Source organism: Phenylobacterium sp., assembly GCF_035475775.1.
In the GTDB taxonomy this organism is placed as follows: domain Bacteria; phylum Pseudomonadota; class Alphaproteobacteria; order Caulobacterales; family Caulobacteraceae; genus Phenylobacterium.
In genome coordinates this window covers 1-14,422 of sequence record NZ_DATIMC010000052.1, presented here as the reverse complement: position 1 = coordinate 14,422, position 14,422 = coordinate 1, and the positions used below count along the sequence as shown (strand labels likewise).

14 protein-coding genes are annotated in these 14,422 nt (G+C 70.4%); 7 read left to right on the top strand and 7 right to left on the bottom strand.

Going from position 1 to position 14,422, the window contains the following annotated elements:
- Positions 1-106: 106 nt before the first annotated feature.
- From VLI41_RS06395 to VLI41_RS06385, 3 genes are all read left to right on the top strand, one after another.
- Complete coding sequence (locus VLI41_RS06395) at positions 107-649, top strand: hypothetical protein (RefSeq protein WP_325267231.1); 543 nt, start codon at positions 107-109, stop codon at positions 647-649.
- A gap of 176 nt (positions 650-825) precedes the next feature.
- On the top strand, positions 826-1,119 hold the full coding sequence (locus tag VLI41_RS06390) for a hypothetical protein (protein ID WP_325267230.1): 294 nt from the start codon (positions 826-828) through the stop codon (positions 1,117-1,119).
- A gap of 169 nt (positions 1,120-1,288) precedes the next feature.
- A complete protein-coding gene (locus tag VLI41_RS06385; protein WP_325267229.1) occupies positions 1,289-1,687 on the top strand; it encodes a hypothetical protein in 399 nt (132 codons plus the stop codon).
- A gap of 58 nt (positions 1,688-1,745) precedes the next feature.
- Here VLI41_RS06385 and clpB read toward each other — a convergent pair whose 3' ends face one another.
- From clpB to VLI41_RS06360, 5 genes are all read right to left on the bottom strand, one after another.
- The gene (gene clpB / locus VLI41_RS06380; protein ID WP_325267228.1) at positions 1,746-4,328 is read right to left on the bottom strand and encodes an ATP-dependent chaperone ClpB; all 2,583 of its coding nucleotides are present in this window, start codon (positions 4,326-4,328) and stop codon (positions 1,746-1,748) included.
- A gap of 116 nt (positions 4,329-4,444) precedes the next feature.
- Positions 4,445-4,870 (bottom strand): DUF1178 family protein, encoded by a 426-nt coding sequence (locus VLI41_RS06375; RefSeq protein ID WP_325267227.1) that lies wholly within the window; start codon positions 4,868-4,870, stop codon positions 4,445-4,447.
- Positions 4,867-5,694 (bottom strand): carbon-nitrogen hydrolase family protein, encoded by an 828-nt coding sequence (locus tag VLI41_RS06370; RefSeq protein ID WP_325267226.1) that lies wholly within the window; start codon positions 5,692-5,694, stop codon positions 4,867-4,869. The genes VLI41_RS06375 and VLI41_RS06370 overlap by 4 nt, the downstream gene beginning before the upstream one ends.
- A gap of 160 nt (positions 5,695-5,854) precedes the next feature.
- Positions 5,855-6,115, bottom strand: coding sequence for a glutaredoxin 3 (grxC, locus tag VLI41_RS06365; protein ID WP_325267225.1), 261 nt, complete (start codon positions 6,113-6,115; stop codon positions 5,855-5,857).
- Positions 6,116-6,146: 31 nt separating this feature from the next.
- A complete protein-coding gene (locus VLI41_RS06360) occupies positions 6,147-6,911 on the bottom strand; it encodes a ComF family protein (RefSeq protein WP_325267224.1) in 765 nt (254 codons plus the stop codon).
- 32 nt (positions 6,912-6,943) lie between these two features.
- On the opposite strand from VLI41_RS06360, the gene VLI41_RS06355 reads away from it, so the two are divergent.
- Both VLI41_RS06355 and VLI41_RS06350 read left to right on the top strand, forming a co-directional pair.
- Positions 6,944-7,846: a methyltransferase domain-containing protein gene (locus tag VLI41_RS06355; protein WP_325267223.1), complete on the top strand. Its 903-nt coding sequence runs from the start codon at positions 6,944-6,946 to the stop codon at positions 7,844-7,846.
- A gap of 154 nt (positions 7,847-8,000) precedes the next feature.
- The gene (locus tag VLI41_RS06350; protein ID WP_325267222.1) at positions 8,001-8,924 is read left to right on the top strand and encodes a hypothetical protein; all 924 of its coding nucleotides are present in this window, start codon (positions 8,001-8,003) and stop codon (positions 8,922-8,924) included.
- Positions 8,925-8,928: 4 nt separating this feature from the next.
- On the opposite strand, the gene VLI41_RS06345 is transcribed toward VLI41_RS06350, so the two are convergent.
- Together VLI41_RS06345 and argJ are read right to left on the bottom strand one after the other, a co-directional pair.
- Positions 8,929-9,339, bottom strand: coding sequence for a (deoxy)nucleoside triphosphate pyrophosphohydrolase (locus tag VLI41_RS06345; protein WP_325267221.1), 411 nt, complete (start codon positions 9,337-9,339; stop codon positions 8,929-8,931).
- Positions 9,340-9,346: 7 nt separating this feature from the next.
- Positions 9,347-10,780 (bottom strand): bifunctional glutamate N-acetyltransferase/amino-acid acetyltransferase ArgJ, encoded by a 1,434-nt coding sequence (argJ, locus tag VLI41_RS06340; protein ID WP_325267220.1) that lies wholly within the window; start codon positions 10,778-10,780, stop codon positions 9,347-9,349.
- 145 nt (positions 10,781-10,925) lie between these two features.
- Here argJ and VLI41_RS06335 point away from each other — a divergent pair, with 145 nt between their 5' ends.
- Entirely contained in the window at positions 10,926-12,095 is a 1,170-nt protein-coding gene (locus VLI41_RS06335) for an acetyl-CoA C-acyltransferase (protein ID WP_325267219.1), read from the top strand.
- Positions 12,096-12,368: 273 nt separating this feature from the next.
- Positions 12,369-14,422 (top strand): preprotein translocase subunit SecA (secA, locus tag VLI41_RS06330; protein ID WP_325267218.1); only part of this gene is annotated, 2,054 nt, incomplete at its 3' end.

The following is a 14,422-nucleotide window of genomic DNA, read 5'->3' as shown; positions in this document are numbered from 1 at the left end:
GACCGGGGTAAGGAACAAAGCTTGGCCATGGACGGTTAGGCTTGAGGCCGCGTTCGACGGCGGCCGCTGGCAAGGTTTCGCCGCATTGGCCTATAAGCTCCGCTCCATGCTCCGCGTCAGACCTTTCGCCGCCCTGCTCCTGGCCGCCACGGCTGCCGCCTGCGCCCCGACGCTCGGCCCGCCGCCGCCGGGCTATCCGCCGCCCGCTGCGCCCGGGATGGGCGAACCCGCCTTCCGCGCGCACGATTTCGCCTGGTCGCAGCAGCCCGGCCCCAACGCGATCGTGGGCCGGCTCGCCTACCAGCGGGGCGCCACGCGCTACACCTGCGCCGGCGCGATCGTGATCCTGACCCCTGAGACCACCTGGTCCCGGCGGCGGATGGAGGTGCTCTATCTTTCCTCCGAGCGGGCCGCGCTTCCGGCCGACGAGGTGCGGGCGCGAACCGCCGAGGCGCCGCCCGGCGACTCCTCGCCCTACATCAAGCGCGCCACCTGCGATTCCACCGACCGCTTCAGCTTCGCCCACCTGCCGGACGGCGCGTGGTACGTGATCACCATCGGCCGGCCGCTCAAGGGCGCCGGACCAAGCCTGGCGCTGATGCGCCGCGTGGTCACCCGCGGCGGCCGCACGGTGACCATCGGCCTGTAGACCAGCGAACCGAAGCCGAGGCTGCGCTGTACTCCCCCGACGAGACCATGAGGCCCCGGTCCGCGGGGGTCCTTCCGTCACCTCGGATTTGATCGTCCAGGCGTTGAACCGGCCGGAGTTTCAAGGGTTTGTCTCCCAGGCGGGCGCGACGGGACGTTCGCCGACCGGAGGATGACATGCGCGTTCCGACCTGCGCGGCCGCGGCTGCGAGCGTGCTCGCGCTGACCGGGGTCAGCGCCGCCTCGGCCAAGCCGGAGGCCAGAGCGAACGCGCCCCGGCCAGCCGCGCCGTCAGTGGAAAGCTTCGGGGTGAAGACCACCTACCGCGCGGCGGCGGGCAAGGGCTACACCGCCCGCGAGCGGCACATGGCCGACTGCCTGGCCACCTATCCCGGCTATGACCCGGCGACCGACCGCATTGCGGTGCGGCCGGGGGTCACGCGACCCTGCGAGCTGCCAAAAAGCCAATAAAACCAAGCGAGGCCCTGGGAACCCCGGTCGCACCCGCGAGCGTTGAGCTGATGTGAGAGCCGCGGACGTCGGGACCTGACACGCCCCCCGCCGCCCGATCGCAGGCTCCGCCAACCGATGTCGAGCGCGCCCTGCGTGCGCCCCCGGGGATGCCCGAGAGGAGTGAGTGATGCGTAAGACCCTGAGCGCCCTTGCCGGCCTGGCCATTGTCGCGGGCGGCGCGGCGATCGCCGGCGCGGCGAGCGCGCAGTCCTACTATGGCTATTATTACAACCCCCCGCCCAGCGCCTACTATTACAACCCGGCCCCGGTGAGCGGCTATGTGGCGCCGGCGCCCGGTTACGTGACGCCGTACTACTCGGCGCCTGGCCTGGCCGGCGCAGTGATCGGCACGATCCTCGGCTCAGAGGCCTTCGGCGCTGTTCCGGGCGTTCCGGTGGACCGCTTCGGCCCTGACCCGAACGGCATGCTGGCGGCCGACGGCCACCGCATCAAGTGCAAGCTGCGCAGCGACTATGACTACGACGGCGGCTACATGACCCGCCGCGTGTGCTGGGAAGAGTACTGATCCCGGGGCCGGAACAGGTGAACGCCCGCCAGGCGACTGGCGGGCGTTTTGCTGGCCGCTAGTGGACCCTGGCGCGGGCGATCTCCAGGCCCTGGTCGCCGGCCCCGACGTCGATCACCGCCCCGTCCTCCAGCTCGCCGGCCAACAGCTTGCGCGCGATGGGATCCACGAGCTCCTTCTGGATCACCCGCTTCAGGGGCCGCGCGCCATAGACCGGGTCGTAGCCCCGCTCGGCCAGCCAATGCATGGCCGAGGGCTCCAGCGCGATCGACATCCGCCGGTCGGCCAGCAGCTTCTCCACCCGCTGCAGCTGGATGCGCACGATGTTGTCCATCTCCGGCCGGCCGAGCCGCTTGAAGAGGATGATCTCGTCGATGCGGTTCAGGAACTCCGGGCGGAAGTGCCGGCGCACCACGTCCATCACCGGGCCGCGGGCCTTCTCCACGTCGTCGCCTTCGCCCAGCGCCGCCAGGTACTCCGAGCCCATGTTGGAGGTCATGATGATCAGGGTGTTGCGGAAGTCGACGGTGCGGCCCTGGCCGTCGGTCAGGCGGCCGTCGTCGAGCACCTGCAGCAGCACGTTGAACACGTCCGGGTGGGCCTTCTCGACCTCGTCGAACAGCACGACCTGGTAGGGCCGGCGCCGCACGCTCTCGGTCAGCGCCCCGCCCTCGTCGTAGCCGACGTAGCCCGGCGGCGCGCCGATCATCCGGCTGACCGAGTGCTTCTCCATGTACTCGCTCATGTCGAGGCGGGTGACGGCGCCTTCGTCGTCGAACAGGAACTCGGCGAGCGCCTTGGTGAGCTCGGTCTTGCCGACGCCGGTGGGACCCAGGAACAGGAACGAGCCGATCGGCCGGTTGGGATCCTTCAGGCCCGCGCGCGCCCGGCGGACGGCGTCGGAGACCGCGACGAGCGCCTCTTCCTGGCCGACCACGCGCTCGCGCAGCGCATCCTCCATCTTGAGCAGCTTCTCGCGCTCGCCCTCGAGCATCTTCTCGACCGGCACGCCGGTCCAGCGGGAGACCACGGCGGCGATCTGCTCGGCGTCGACCACCTCGGGGCTCAGCGCATCCTTGCTCTCGGCGGCTTCGGCGGCGGCGAGCCGCTTCTCCAGCCCGGGGATCTCGCCATAGGCGATCTCCGAGGCGCGCTGCAGGTCGCCGCGGCGCTGGGCGTTCACCAGCTCGGCGCGCAGCCGGTCCAGCGCCTCGCGGGCCTGGGCGGCGGAGCTGACCTTCTCCTTCTCCGCGCGCCAGCGGGCGGTCATCTCGGCGCTCTCGGATTCCAGGCCCCTGAGCTCTTCCTCGAGCTTCTCCAGGCGGGTCTTGGAGGCGCTGTCGGTCTCCTTGGCGAGCGCCTCGCGTTCGATCTTCAGCTGCACGATCCGCAGGTCGATCTCGTCCAACTCCTCGGGCTTGGAATCGACCGCCATCCGCACGCGGCTCGCGGCCTCGTCGACCAGGTCGATCGCCTTGTCGGGTAGGAAGCGGTCGGCGATGTAGCGGTTGGAGAGCGTCGCGGCGGCGACAATGGCCGAATCCGAGATCCGCACGCCGTGGTGGACCTCGTACTTCTCCTTCAGGCCGCGCAGGATCGAGACGGTGTCCTCGACCGAGGGCTCGTCCACGAACACCGGCTGGAACCGCCGGGCCAGGGCGGCGTCCTTCTCGACGTTCTTGCGGTACTCGTCGAGGGTGGTCGCGCCGACGCAGTGCAGTTCGCCGCGGGCGAGCGCCGGCTTCAGGAGGTTGGAGGCGTCCATCGCCCCTTCCGACTTCCCGGCCCCGACCAGGGTGTGCATCTCGTCGATGAACAGGATGATCGAGCCCTCGGCGGCGGTGACCTCGTTCAGCACCGCCTTCAGGCGCTCCTCGAACTCGCCGCGGTATTTCGCGCCGGCGATCAGCGCGCCCATGTCGAGCGCCAGCAGCCGCTTGTCCTTCAGGCCTTCGGGCACGTCGCCGTTGACGATGCGCAGCGCCAGGCCCTCGACGATGGCGGTCTTGCCGACGCCGGGCTCGCCGATCAGCACGGGATTGTTCTTGGTGCGGCGGGAGAGCACCTGGATGGTGCGGCGGATCTCCTCGTCGCGGCCGATCACCGGGTCGAGCTTGCCGTCGCGGGCGGCCTGGGTGAGGTCGCGGGCGTAGCGCTTCAGCGCGTCGTAGCCCTCCTCGGCCGAGGCGGAATCGGCGGTCTTGCCCTTGCGGATGGCTTGCGCGGCCTCTTCCAGCCCCTTGGGCGTGGCGCCCGCGGCCTTCAGCGCCGCGGCCGCCTCGCCGCCTTCCTTGGCGATGGCGATCAAGAGGCGCTCGGTGGTGACGAAGGCGTCGCCGGCCTTCTTGGCGCCGGCCTCCGCATCGGCGAACACCCGCGCGGTCTCGGGTTTCATGTAGAGCTGGCCTGAGCCGCCTTCGACCTTGGGCAGCTTGGCGATGGCGGCCTCGACCGCCTGGTCCGCCTGGTCGGGCCGGCCGCCGGCGCTCTGGATCAGCGCGCGGGCGAGCCCGTCCTTTTCCTCGAGCAACACCTTCAGCAGGTGCTCCGGCGCGAGCTGCTGATGGCGCCTGGCGAGCGCCAGGCTCTGGGCCGAGCTGATCGCCTGCTTGGCGCGATCGGAATAGATGTCGATGTTCATCGGGTCCCCTCGATAGGCGGATTGCGGCGCCTGCCTTGACCAAGCGCAACCGCCGCTCACCCGATGTAGTGTGGCATATCAGCCACACAAGGCATTCGCGAGACTTGGGAAGGGGATTAATTCAGCTCGGTCTTGGAGGGCGGTTTCGGCGGCAGGGGGGCGACCGGGACGCCGTCCGCGACCAGCTCGCGCACCTCCTTCGGGCTCGCCTGGCCATAGATGCCGCGCGCCTCGGAGCGGCCGTCGTGGATGGCGCGGGCTTCGGAGGCGAAGGCGTCGCCGACGTCATCGAAGGTCTCCTCCACGTGGCGGCGAAGCTCGCCCATCGCCTGCATCATCATTCGCGCCTTGCCGCGCGGCTCGGCCGGGGTCCGTTTCGTGCCGGCGACGGCGGGGGCCATGATCTGCTTGCGCACCGCGCGGGAGCCGCAGAGCGGGCATTCGATCTGGTTGTCCGCCTGCTGGCCGTCGAAGGCCTCGGACGAGCCGAACCAGCCCTCGAATTCATGGCCGTGCTCGCAGGCCAGCGCGTAACGGATCATTGCGGCGCTTCGGGGCCGGCGAACGCGCGGGCGTTGGCGAGCGCGGGGATGGCGCGGCGCGCCTTGGCCGAAGCGGCGGGATCGATCTCGACCACCAGCACGCCCGGCTCGTCGTGGTCGAGCTTGCCGATCACCTCGCCCCAGGGCCCGACCGCGAGCGAGCGGCCCCAGGTGCCGCGGCCGTCCTCGTGGAAGCCGCCTTGGGCGGGGGCGATGACGAAGGCGCCGGTCTCGATGGCGCGGGCGCGCATCAGCACCTCCCAGTGGGCCTCGCCGGTCGGGCGGGTGAAAGCGGCCGGGATGGTCATGATCTCCGCGCCGGCCAGCGCCAGAGCCCGGTAGAGCGCCGGGAAGCGCAGATCGTAGCAGATGGTCAGCCCCAGCCGCGCGCCGGGGACGTCGGCGACCACGGCGCGGTCGCCGGGCTCGTAGCTCTCGGACTCGCGGGCCACCTCGCCGGTCGGCAGGTTCACGTCGAACATGTGCAGCTTGTCGTAGGCGGCGGTGATCTCGCCTGCGGAATCGATGAGCAGGGCGCGGTTGGCGCACTTGCCGTCCTCGCGCCGGACCAGCGCCGAGCCGATCAGGATCCACACGCCGAGCTCCTTGGCGGCCGCGCGCATCCCCTGGACGAACGGATCCTCGTCGGTGCTCCTCAAGGTGGCGAACAGCTTCTCGCGGTTCTTCTGCAGGAGGTTGGAGCCCTCCGGCGTGGCGATCAGCTCGACGCCCTGCGCGGCGGCCTCGCGGACCAGCGGCAGCACATGCGCCAGCGCCGCCGCCTGGCTGGCCGGCGTGCGGGTCTGGATGAGGCCGACCTTCATGGTGGAGGATATAGCTGTCCCTCCTCCTCATGGGGAGGGGTGGTCGCGCTTGCGCGACCGGAGTGGGGAATTGCGGATCAACCGGAGGGGTAGGAGATTGGACCGCACATCCCCACCCTGCCCGGCTTCGCCGAGCTGTCCTTCCCCATCAAGGGAGGGACTACGCCGCGGCTTGCAGCAGGGGATCGAGCTGGCCGGCGCGGTCGAGGGCCATCATGTCGTCGCAGCCGCCGATGTGGCGCTCGCCGATGAAGATCTGCGGGAAGGTGGCGCGCCCGGAGCGGCGGATCATCTCCTGCCGCAACTCCGGATCGAAGGCGGCTTCGATCTCGGTGAAGTCCACGCCCTTGCGCTCCAGCAACGAGATCGCACGGACGCAGTAGGGGCAGTAGGGTTTGGTGTAGATGGTGACCCGGCTCATGGCGTCCTGACGAACGACTGTCGCTGAGCCTTCATATGGTGAGTCCGCCCATCTCTTTAACACGTGCGACCACTGCGACATCCACGCGCGCCGCGCCGGCGGCCTTCAGGGCCCGCGCGCAGCCTTCGGCGGTGGCGCCGGTGGTCATGACGTCGTCGATCAGCACGATGCGCCGGCCCGCGACCTGCGCCGCCCGGGCAGGCGGGACCGCGAAGGCCGCGGCCACGTTGCGGCGCCGGCCTGCGCCCGACTTGCCGGCCTGGCTCTCGGTGGCGCGGCGGCGGACCAGCGCGTCGGGCAGGTAGGCGAGGCCGCTCAGCGCGGCCAGGGGACGGGCGATCTCGGCGGCCTGGTTGTAGCGGCGGCGGAACAGGCGGGCGCGGTGCAGCGGCACGGGGACGAGCGCGTCGGCCTCCGCCAGCAGCTCGCGGGCCGAGCGCGAGATCCAGCGGGCCAGCAGGGGCGCGAGGTCGAGCCGGTCGGCGTGCTTCAGCTTGAGGATCGGATCGCGCGAGGCCTCGTCGTAGAGGCAGGCGGCGCGGGCGGACTGGAAGGCGCGGGGCCGGGCCATGCAGCCGGCGCAGCGGGCGCGCTCGCCGTTCGGACCTTGGCCCTGGTCGTACTCGAACGGGGCGCCGCAGCCGTCGCAGACCGGCCCGTCCAGGAAGTGGATGCGCGCCCAGGTTTCCGGCGACAGGCCGCCCGCCTGGGCGGGCGCGCCGTCCAGCGACTGCGGCGGGAAGACCAGGTCGAGGCCGGTCCGCCACAGGGCGCGGGCGCGCGGACCCGGTTTCAAAAGCCCGCCCAAGAGCCCATCTTCCGCGCGCAATGTCCGCCCCGCCACGCCTGTTCGACCGCACCCTGCACCGCAAGCGCCTGGACCGGGCCGCGGCGGGGTTCGGCCAGGCCGATTTCCTGCACCGCCGCGCCGCGCTGGACCTGGCCGAGCGGCTCGAGGCGATCATGCGGGAGTTCCCGCTCGCGGTCGAGCTTTCCAGCCGCCGCGGGGCGTTCGCCGAAGCGTTGGCGGAGGGGCCCGCGCGGGCGCGGGTCGGGACCCTGCTCGAGACCGATGCGTCCGCCGCGATGCTGGCGGGACGCGGAGGCCTGCGCGCCGTGCTGGACGAGGAGCGGCTGCCGTTCTCCGAGGCCAGCCTCGACCTGGTGGTCTCGACGCTCGGGCTGCACTGGACCAACGACGTGGTGGGCGCGCTGATCCAGATCCGCCGCGCGCTGAAGCCGGACGGCCTGTTCCTGGGCGCCTTCCTCGGCGGATCGACGCTCACCGAGCTGCGCCAATCGCTGATGGCGGCGGAAGACGAGATGCTGGGCGGCGCCGGCAGCCGCGTGTCGCCGTTCGCCGACATGTCCGATGCGGCCGCCCTGCTGCAGCGCGCCGGATTCGCCCTGCCCGTGGCCGACGTGGACCGGGTCAGCGTGAGCTACGAGCACCCGCTGAAGCTGGTGACCGACCTGCGCCGGATGGGCGAGACCAACGCGCTCGCCGAGCGGCATCCCCGCGGCCTCACCCGGGCGCTGGTCGGCCGCGCCTGCGAGCTCTACCAGCAGCGGTTCGCCGCTCCGGACGGACGCGTGACGGCCACCTTCGAGATCGTGACGCTCACCGGTTGGGCGCCCCATGAAGGCCAGCAGCAGCCGCTGAAGCCCGGCTCGGCCAAGATGCGCCTGGCCGAGGCCCTCGGGACCGTCGAGCACAAGCTGCCTCGGTGACGCGACCGGCTCGCGGCCCAACCGGGCCGAGGTCGCGATTCGAGCTTCCTTAAGCAGTCCCGGGCCAGCCTGCGCGACAAGCCGCCACGGCGAAGCTCAGAAGCGAAGCTTCCTAAGGTGACGCTCGAGGGACGCAATCGCCCCGGGGGCTTGCGTGAAGTTCAAAGTCTTGTCGAGCGCGGGCGCGCTCATCGCCGTCGTCGCCTTGGCCGCCGGATGCGCTGGGGCGCCGCGGAAATCCGCCCCGCGCGCCTATTCTTCGCCCGCCGTCCAGGCGACGCCTTCGAGGCTCACCGCCGAGGCCAGCGTGTTCGAGGCCTACATGCGCCGCGCGCGGGCCATCGACGACCGGTTCTCCGGCCCCGCCGACGTGAGCCAGGACCTCCTGGCCGGCGCGAGCCATGAGCCGCGCCAGCTCGAGCAGGGCATGATCGCCTACGCCGCCGTGGCGGCCTTGCAGGAGCCCCGCTTCGTCGCGGCGGTCAGGGCGAGCCGGAACCGGGCCGAGCTCGCCCGCCGCCTGGCCGCCGACCCCGGATTTGCGCTCTCCCTGCCGGGCGGCGAGGCCGCCGCCGCGCGGGCCTCGGGAGCGCTGATCGGCGAGGGCCAGGCGCTGCACGAGCAGGGGCTGAAGGTGAAGCGCGCCGCCTATTCGGTTCAGCACCAGGCCTGGTCGAAGCGCGCCGTCGCCGATCCGCGCGGCCGCCTCGCCAGGGTCAAGCAGCTCTCCGCCGAGCCCTACCGCGCGAACCCCGCCGAAAGCGCGCGGCTCTATGCGGCGATGTCGGAGACCAGCCGCCGTTCCGGACCCGCGGGGCCGGTGGTGGTGCGCGGCGTGGCCCTCGCCGCGCTCAGCGTGCTGGGCGAAGAGAGCCAGGGCGGGGCGCTGATGAGCGAGCCGCGCACCGGCATGTGCCTGAAGATGGCCAAGCTCAACCTCTACCAATGCCTCTCGGCGGCCGGCCCGCAATACGAAGACATCTTCTGCCTGGGCCAGCACGCCATGGCCGATACCGGTCAGTGCGTCGTCGAGGCGACCCGACCGGCCCGGATGGCGGTGCGGACGAGCTACCGCTAGAATTTCAGATCAGGTCCCGGAGCCAGGCGACCAGCGGGGCGTCGGCCGGCGGCATGGGGTAGTCGCCGAGCCTGGCGGGCTTCACCCAGGCCAGCGCGGCGTGATGCCGGTTCTCGACGCGGCCGTCCCAGCGGCGGACCAGATAGAGCGGCATCAGGAGGTGGAAGCTCTCGTAGGCGTGGCTCGCGAAGACGAACGGCGCGAGGCAGGGTTGGGTGACCGCGATGCCCAGCTCCTCCTCCAGCTCGCGGATCAGGCAGGCCTCCGGGGTCTCGCCGGCCTCGACCTTGCCGCCCGGGAATTCCCACAGCCCGGCCAGCGGCTTGCCCGGCGGCCGCCGGCAGATCAGCACCCGGCCGTCGACATCCACCAGGGCCGCGGCGGCGACCAGCAAAAGGGCCTTCTCCGCGCTCATGCGCGGCTCATGACCGATAGTCCCCGTTGATCTCGACGTAGCGCTTGGTGAGGTCGCAGGTCCACATCTCGGCCGAGCCGCGGCCGACGCCCACGTCGATGGCCACCTCGAGCTCCTTGTTCTTCATGTAGGCGCTCATCCTGGCTTCGTCATAGGCGGCGGCGACCAGCCCGTCCTGGGCCGCCCACAGCTCGCCGAACCTGACCGAGAGCTTGTCGCGGTCGATCGGCTCGTCGGCGCGGCCCACCGCCATGACGATGCGGCCCCAGTTGGCGTCCTCGCCGGCGAAGGCGGTCTTGACGAGCGGGCTCTCGCAGACCGTGCGGGCGATCTTGCGGGCCGAGGCATGGCTCTCGGCCCCGCTGACGGTGACCTTGATGAACTTCGAGGCGCCCTCGCCGTCGCGGACCAGCTGCAGGGCGAGGTCGAGCAGCACGGCCTCCAGCTTCTCGCGGAAGTCGGCCAGGCGCCGGTCGCCGGCGCGGCCGATGCGCGGCGCGCCCGACTGGCCGGTCGCGAACAGCAGCAGGGTGTCGTTGGTCGAGCGGTCGCCGTCGACGGTCACGGCGTTGAAGGTGTTGCGGGCGTAGAGCGACAGCAGGATCTGCAGCGCAGCGGGCGAGATCGCCGCATCGGTCACCACGAAGGCCAGCATGGTCGCCATGTCCGGCGCGATCATCCCCGAACCCTTGCAGATCCCCGCGATGCGAACCGTGTGGCCGTCGATCCGGGCCTCGGCGTAGGCGCCCTTCGGGAAGGTATCGGTGGTCATGATGGCGCGGGCCGCGGCGAGCCAGCCGTCCGGCGCCATCCTGTGCTCGAGCTCCGGCAGGCGGTGGATGATCCGGGAATCGTCCAGCAGCACGCCGATGACGCCGGTGGAGGCCACCATCACGTCGCGCTGGCGGCAATCGAAGCGCTTGGCGATCGCCTGGCAGACGCGGCGCACGGCGTCCGCGCCCGGCCTGCCGGTGAAGGAGTTGGCGCAGCCCGCGTTGACCACCAGGGCGCGGACCCCCTCCCCCTTGGTGGTCGCGAGATGCCGCTTGCACCAGTCGACCGGCGCGGAGCCCACGCCATGGCGGGTGAAGACGCCGGCGCAGCTCGCGCCTTCCGGGAAGGTCATGACCATCAGGTCGTCGCGGTCGTGCTTGTAGAAGCCGGCGCGGCCGGTGGCCATTTCCACCCCCGCCACCCGGACCACGTTCGGAAACGGAACCGCGAGCGGCGAGACCATCGGATCGGTCCCGTCGGTCTTGGGCGCCGCCGCGGGGGAGCCGCCGGGGGTGAACTGGCGGGCCTGCCTGTCGGCGCGCTTCAGCGCCGCGCGCTTGAGCGTGCTGGTCAGAGGATCGAAGGCGCGTTCCAGCGCCTGGCCCACCACCTCGACAGGCTTGGCGGCGGCTTCCAGCGCCTTGGCGGTCCTCGGCTTGCGGCTCATGGCCGGCCCCCCGTACGTGCGGAAATCGCGCCCTGGCGCGCCCCGTCCCTAGCCATTTGCGCCCGGCGATGCAAAGGTTGGACCGAGCGCTCAAACGACCCCGTCAGGGCCGCCATCGAATTCTTGTTGGGAGGATCATTTCAAAATGCGCGAAGCCGTCATTGTTTCTTACGCCCGGACGGGATTGGCCAAGTCGGCCCGCGGCGGGTTCAACATGACCCCCGTGATGAGCATGGCCGCCCATGCCATCAAGCACGCGGTCGACCGGGCCGGCGTGGAGAAGGACGCCGTCGAGGACGTCTTCCTCGGCAACGTGGTGCATCCGAACGGCGATCCGGCGCGCCAGGCGGCGCTGCTGGCCGGCCTGCCGGTGACCACCTCGGGCGTGACCATCAACCGCTTCTGCTCCTCCGGGCTGAACGCCATCGCCGCGGCGGCCAACTACGTGAAGAACGACGGCGCCGAGGTGGTGGTGGCCGGCGGGGTGGAGAGCATCACCTTTCCGCCCGGCCGCGGCGATCCGGCCAACAGCGATCCGCAGCTGGCGCAGATGTATCCGGCCTTCCACATGCCGATGATCGATACCGCCGACGTGGTGGCCGACCGCTACAAGATCTCCCGGGAGTACCAGGACGAGTACAGCCTGGAATCCCAGCGACGCATGGCCGCCGCTCAGCAGGCCGGCAAGTTCCGCGACGAGATCGTCCCCATGAAGACCAAGATGAAGCAGGTCAACAAGGAGACGGGCGAGGAGAAGATCGTCGACTACACGGTCGACCGCGACGAGTGCAACCGGCCGGACACCACCATGGAGGGGCTCGCCAAGCTCCAGCCGGTGCGCGGCGAGGGCAAGTACATCACCGCCGGCAACGCCTCGCAGCTGTCCGACGGGGCGGCCGCCGTGGTCATCATGGAGGCCAAGGAGGCCGAGCGTCGCGGCCTGCAGCCGATGGGCGTCTTCAAGGGCTGGGCCGTCGCCGGCTGCGAGCCGGACGAGATGGGCATCGGCCCGGTGTTCGCCGTCCCCAGGCTGCTCGAGCGCCATGGCCTGAAGGTCGACGACATCGAGCTGTGGGAGCTGAACGAGGCGTTCGCCTCGCAATGCCTCTACTGCCGCGACACCCTGGGCGTCGATCCGGAGATCTACAACGTCAACGGCGGCTCCATCGCCATCGGCCATCCCTACGGCATGACCGGCGCCAGACTGACCGGCCACATCCTGCAGGAAGGCAAGCGCCGCGGCGTCAAGAACGTCGTGGTCTCGATGTGCATCGGCACCGGCATGGGCGGCGCCGGCCTGTTCGAGGTGTTCTGAGACTTTTCCCTCCCTTGACGGGGAGGGAGGACGAAGCGGAGCTTCGGCCGGGTGGGGACGTGTGGGTCAGGCACCGGTCTCGGAGTTTGATCGTGACGGCCCCACCCTGGCCGCTCCCGCGGCCTGTCCCTCCCCATTAAGGGAGGGATGAGCGGAGGCTCGCGTTGACTTCGAAGGGGGCGCTGCTTAAGTCTCGCGCGCCTTCAAATGAGCGGATTTTTCGGGCCTGTGCGGCCTGCCGCCGCCCATCAGTCCGGACCTCCCCATTTGACCATGTTCCAACGGTTCTTCGGCTCCAGCAACGACCGCAAGGTCAGGTCGATGCTGGGCCGCGTCGGCAAGATCAACGCCCTGGAGCCGCAGATCCAGGCGCTGTCGAACGACGAGCTGCGCGCCAAGACCGAGGAATTCCGGGCGCGGTTCGCCCGGGGCGAGACGCTGGACGACCTCCTGGAGGAGGCCTTCGCGGTGGTCCGCGAGGCGGCGCGACGCACGCTCGGCCAGCGGCACTACGACGTGCAGCTGGTGGGCGGCATGGTGATGCACGAGGGCGGCATCGCCGAGATGCGGACCGGCGAAGGCAAGACCCTGGTGGCCACGGCGCCGATCTATCTCAACGCGCTCGCCGGCAAGGGCGTGCACCTGATCACCGTCAACGACTACCTGGCGCAGCGCGACGCCGAATGGATGGGCCAGATCTACGGCTTCCTGGGCATGAGCGTGGGCACGATCGTCCACGGGCTCTCGCAGGGCCAGCGGCAGGCCTCCTACAACGCCGACATCACCTACGGCACCAACAACGAGTTCGGCTTCGACTACCTGCGGGACAACCTGGTCTATGACGCCAGCGAGATGGTCCAGCGCGGCCACAACTTCGCGATCGTCGACGAGGTGGATTCGATCCTGATCGACGAGGCGCGCACGCCGCTGATCATTTCCGGTCCGACCGAGGATCGAAGCGAGTTCTACCGGACCATCGACGGCCTGGTGCGCGAGCTGATCAAGGACGCGACCACCTTCGAGCACGACGAGAAGCAGCGCCAGGCGATGCTGACCGAAGACGGCGCGGAGAAGATCGAGGAGATCCTGCTGGCCGGCGGCCACCTGGCCGAAGACTCCGCCGGCCTCTACGACGCGGCCAACGTCAGCGTGGTGCACCACGTGAACCAGGCGCTGAGGGCCAACGTGCTCTACCTGCGCGACCGCGACTACATCGTGCGCGCCGGCGAGGTGATGCTGATCGACGAGTTCACCGGCCGCATGATGCACGGCCGGCGCCTGTCGGAGGGCCTGCACCAGGCGATCGAGGCCAAGGAAGGCGTCGTCGTCCAGCCCGAGAACCAGACGCTCGCCTCGGTCACCATCCAGAACTACTTCCGCCTCTACGCCAAGCTCTCCGGCATGACCGGCACGGCGGCCACCGAGGCGCAGGAGTTCTTCGACATCTACAAGATGGACGTCGCCGAGATCCCGACCAACCGGCCGATCGCGCGCATCGACGAGGACGACGAGGTCTACCGGACCGGGGCGGAGAAGAACCAGGCGATCATCGGCCAGATCGAGGACTGCTACCGGCGCGGCCAGCCGATCCTGGTGGGCACGGTCTCCATCGAGAAGTCCGAGCAGCTCTCCGAGCTGCTGAACGCCCATAGCTTCGAGATCGACGGCAAGACCCGCACCGGCATCCCGCACAACGTGCTCAACGCCCGCTACCACGAGCAGGAAGCCAAGATCGTGGCCGACGCCGGCGTGCCGGGCGCGGTGACCATCGCCACCAACATGGCCGGCCGCGGCACCGACATCCAGCTCGGCGGCAACGTCGACATGCGCCTCCTGGACTGGCGCGAGGCGCAGCTTGCCGAGGGAATCGAGGTGACCCCCGAGATGTCGGCCGACAAGCGGGCCGAGATCGAGGCGGAGATCGCCGACGCCAAGGCCCAGGCGCTCGCCGCGGGCGGGCTCTTCGTGCTCGGCACCGAACGGCACGAGAGCCGGCGGATCGACAACCAGCTGCGCGGCCGGACCGGCCGCCAGGGCGACCCCGGCCGCTCGAAGTTCTATCTCTCCTGCGAGGACGACCTCCTGAGGATCTTCGCCGGCGACCGGCTGGACGCGATCATGCGCACCTTCGGCGTCCAGGAAGGCGAGGCGATCACCCACAAGTGGCTGAACTCGGCCATCGCCACCGCCCAGAAGAAGGTCGAGCAGCGCAACTACGAGATCCGCAAGAACCTGCTCAAGTACGACGACGTCGTGAACGACCAGCGCAAGGCCGTGTTCGAACAGCGCGCCGAGTTCATGAACGCCACCGACGTCACCGACGTGGT